At 56.2% G+C, this 3,443-nt stretch carries 3 protein-coding genes and 1 pseudogene; all 4 read right to left on the minus strand.

The genetic code is table 11. The features are described 5' to 3' along the window. Window positions 1-510: pseudogene (locus tag DBO31_RS01510) on the minus strand (M20 family peptidase); the annotation flags it as partial. A 42-nt stretch (window positions 511-552) separates the two neighbouring features. Continuing rightward, window positions 553-1,482 carry an LD-carboxypeptidase gene (locus tag DBO31_RS01515; RefSeq protein ID WP_234995349.1) on the minus strand — a complete coding sequence of 310 codons (930 nt, stop codon included), beginning with the start codon at window positions 1,480-1,482 and terminating at the stop codon, window positions 553-555. Window positions 1,483-1,509: 27 nt separating this feature from the next. Next, entirely contained in the window at window positions 1,510-3,084 is a 1,575-nt protein-coding gene (locus DBO31_RS01520; protein ID WP_075581966.1) for a peptide ABC transporter substrate-binding protein, read from the minus strand. Next, window positions 3,084-3,443: ABC transporter ATP-binding protein (locus DBO31_RS01525; RefSeq protein ID WP_150824268.1), on the minus strand; the 360-nt coding region annotated here is incomplete at its 5' end. The genes DBO31_RS01520 and DBO31_RS01525, both read right to left, overlap by 1 nt.

Below are 3,443 nucleotides of genomic sequence, written 5' to 3' on the forward strand. Positions count from 1 at the left end.
ATGTGTCGCATAAGACGTCCCTCCCAGAGTCGTCTTGTCTTCCCCGGGATGGATGATGAGCGCCGCCGTAAGAGAATCAAAGACATGGTGGGCACTCATGTAGGCCTTACTGGCCGCCGTTTCTTCTGCCGGACAGCCATAGACATGAATCGTCGCCTCATCCGATGCTGCGGCTGCAAAGGCAATAGCCGCTCCCACACTCATGGCGGCAATCAGATTATGGCCGCAGCCATGGCCGATACCGGGCAGTGCGTCGTATTCGGCAAGAAAGCCGATATGTACCGGGCCGCTGCCACAGACGGCCTCAAAAGCCGTCGGGAACGCTTCGGACACGCAATCACCCACGGTAAATCCCGCCTCTGTCAGCACGCGGCGCAAATAGGCCGAAGCCAGGACCTCCTGCGTCCCCAATTCCGGATGACTGTGCAGATAGTCTGCTATATCCCAGATACACTGTTCTATCTCATCGACCTTGCGGTCGCTGATGTCTTTCATCGTCTTTCCATCCATATCCTGTCCTTCTTTCTTTGGAAATGTACTTCCCGATTCGTTTCATCCCAGCACCAGCCGTGCTTTTTCTTTTCCGGCTATGAGATGGGCCGGCCGTCCCAGGGGCAGCCAGCCGTTATGGCGTCCGTGGCCGTAAGGCAGACCCCAGATGGCCGGTTTCCCCCAGCGCCGGACGTACTGTTCGATGACTTCCCGCACGGTCCATTCGCCTGCTGCCGGCTTTACGGGATGGCAGCGGGTAAACTCGCCTAAGGCAAGGCCTGCTATGCGGTCGATGAGTCCGGACTGTTCAAACTGGCAGAGCATGCGGTCGATAGCATAGGCTTCTTCCCCGATTTCTTCCAGAAACAGGATCTGTCCCTGCCCATCCAGTTCATAAGGTGTCCCTATGAGCGACGAAATGAGCATCATATTGCCACCGGCAAGATTGCCTTCTGCGTCGCCTTCGACGAGGGTTTCCAGGTGATGTCCCCGGGGCAGCCGGACCGGGCCGGTCATGGCCGGATTGGCAAGTCCTGCCGCAAACTGTTCATACGTATAGCGCGTGGCTTTTCCACCGAGACCCGTGAGCATCGCTCCGTGGATGGTAGCCAGGCCGGACCGCTGGAGGAGAGCCGTGTGGAGGGCCGTGATATCACTGAATCCGATGAACAGTTTGGGATGGCGGGCAATGGCATCATAATCCAGGAGCGGCAGCAGCCGGGCTGCCCCATAGCCGCCGCGCATGCAGAGGATCCCGTCTATAGAGGAATCGGCAAAAAATCCGTTGATATCCCGAGCCCGCACGTCATCGCTCCCGGCCAGATATCCCCAGCGCTCCTGCACCGACTGGCCGCACTTCGTCCTAAATCCCAGGGAATGAAGGTAGGCCATTCCCGCCTGAAAGCGCTTTTCATCGAGCGGCGCCGACGGGGCGACGATTCCCAGAGTGTCACCGGGCTGCAGGGCCCGGCCTAATGTATACTGCTGCAAGAAGACCAATCCTTTCTCACGTTTTCTCTATTTTTCAATATAGGCTTCCTTTAAATCAATCAGTCCCAGGGGACTCCAGTGATAGCCTTTGACATAAGGCTGTACGACAAAAGGCTGGGTCGTATAATAAATCGGTATGAGCACACAATCGTCGAAGAGTATCTGCTCTGCCTGATGCATGTACTCCATACGCCGCCCCGGGTCTTTTTCTTCTTTCGCTTTGCCGACTAAATCTGCATAGGCCTTGTTATGGTACTGGGCGTCATTTTCTTCGTCGGCAAATACGTCGAGGAAGGTCATGGGATCGGCATAATCGGCTACCCACGATGCCCGGGCCACCTGATAGTTTCCCTGTGTCCGCGAGGCCAGGTATACTTTGGCTTCCTGATTGGTAAGTTCCGCATGGACACCCAGATTTTCCTGCCACATGGCTTGCACGGCTTCGGCAACGGCCTTGTGCATTTCATTCGTATTAAACAGAATCGTCACGTCGGGCTGATGAGCTTCATCATAGCCGGCTTCTTTCAGGAGTTCTTTCGCTTTTTCCACATTTTCTTCCTGAAGATTCCCGCCTTCTTTGCGGAAGTCCTGACCGGTAGCCGGATTTTTCATTCCCGGCGGTACCCAGGCGTAAGCCGCTTCTTTGCGTCCCCGCACGATATGCTTCACCAGGCCTTCCCGTTCCATCGCCAGAGCGAAGGCTTTACGGACGCGGACATCATCGAAGGGGGCTTTTTGTGTATTAAAGACATAATAATAAGTCCCCAAATAGGGAGCTACCTGATAGAGTCCCATTGATTCCAGCCGCTGCTGTTCTGCCGGCGGCGGTTCTACCATCATATTGGCCTGCCCGCTTTCGACGAGGGTCAGCCGCGTAGACTGGGATTCACTGATGGGAAAATCGAGATAATCGGACCGCACATGATCCACGTCCCAGTAGGCCGGATTCTTCTTCACCACGATTTCACTGGAATGGACCCACGTTTCCAGGGTAAAGGGACCACAGCCGACAAATCCGCTGGCATTGGCCGCCCACGTATCGGGATTGGCCCGGACACAGGCTTCAGGGACGGGATAATAACAGTGAAACGCCGTCAGATTGAGAAAATACGCTGTCGGATTCTTCAGCCGTATCTGCAGCGTCTGGTCATCCAGTGCCTTTATGCCTACGTCATCTGCCGTTCCTTTTTTCTTATTGTACGCTTCCGCACCGTCGATGATGAACATCATGTAGGCATTAGGAGATGCTACGGACGGATCGATGACCCTCATCCAGGAATAGACGAAATCATGAGCTGTGATGGGAGTGCCATCGCTCCAGGTGATTCCAGGCCGCAAGTGAAAGATATAGGTTTTTCCATCTGCTGACAGGTCCCAGCGGTCTGCCAGTGCTGGCTGGGGCTGATTGTCCTTGTCCAGCCGGGTCAGGCCTTCGAAAAGCTCGGCCTGCACGTTGGCTTCGGCCAGCCCCGTCGTCATAGCCGGATCAAGGCTGGCCGGTTCGGCTTCCAGGGCATAACTGACCTTGTCATTTGTATCGGTGCCGCATCCCGCCAGAATCAGCATCAGCAGACACAGCAGGAGTATCCATAATTTCTTCATCACCGGACCTCCTTCCCGGCATGATGGCAGGCCACCATCCGTCCCGGCATGATTTCCTGCAGGACTGGGGCTTCCATCTTACAGCGTTCATCGGCCAGCGGGCACCGGGGATGGAACACACATCCCGGCGGCGGATCCAGCGGACTGGGGACTTCACCGGAAATGCAGACCTGCCGGCGATAGTGTGGATCCGGCACGGGAACGGCTGAAATCAAGGCCTGTGTATAGGGGTGCAGCGGCGTATGATACACGGCATCGCCGTCTCCCAGCTCGACGAGGCGCCCCAGATACATGACACCGATGCGCCGGCTGAGGTGATGGACCATGGCCAGGTCGTGGGCAATGAACAGGTAAGCCAG

This window comes from Megasphaera sp. DJF_B143 (genome assembly GCF_900320625.1).
In the GTDB taxonomy this organism is placed as follows: Bacteria; Bacillota; Negativicutes; order Veillonellales; family Megasphaeraceae; genus Megasphaera; species Megasphaera hexanoica.

Coding starts and splice junctions, on each gene's coding strand:
- DBO31_RS01520 (WP_075581966.1), bottom strand. CDS start 3,084: ATGAAGAAATTATGGATACTCCTGCTGTGTCTGCTGATGCTGATTCTG.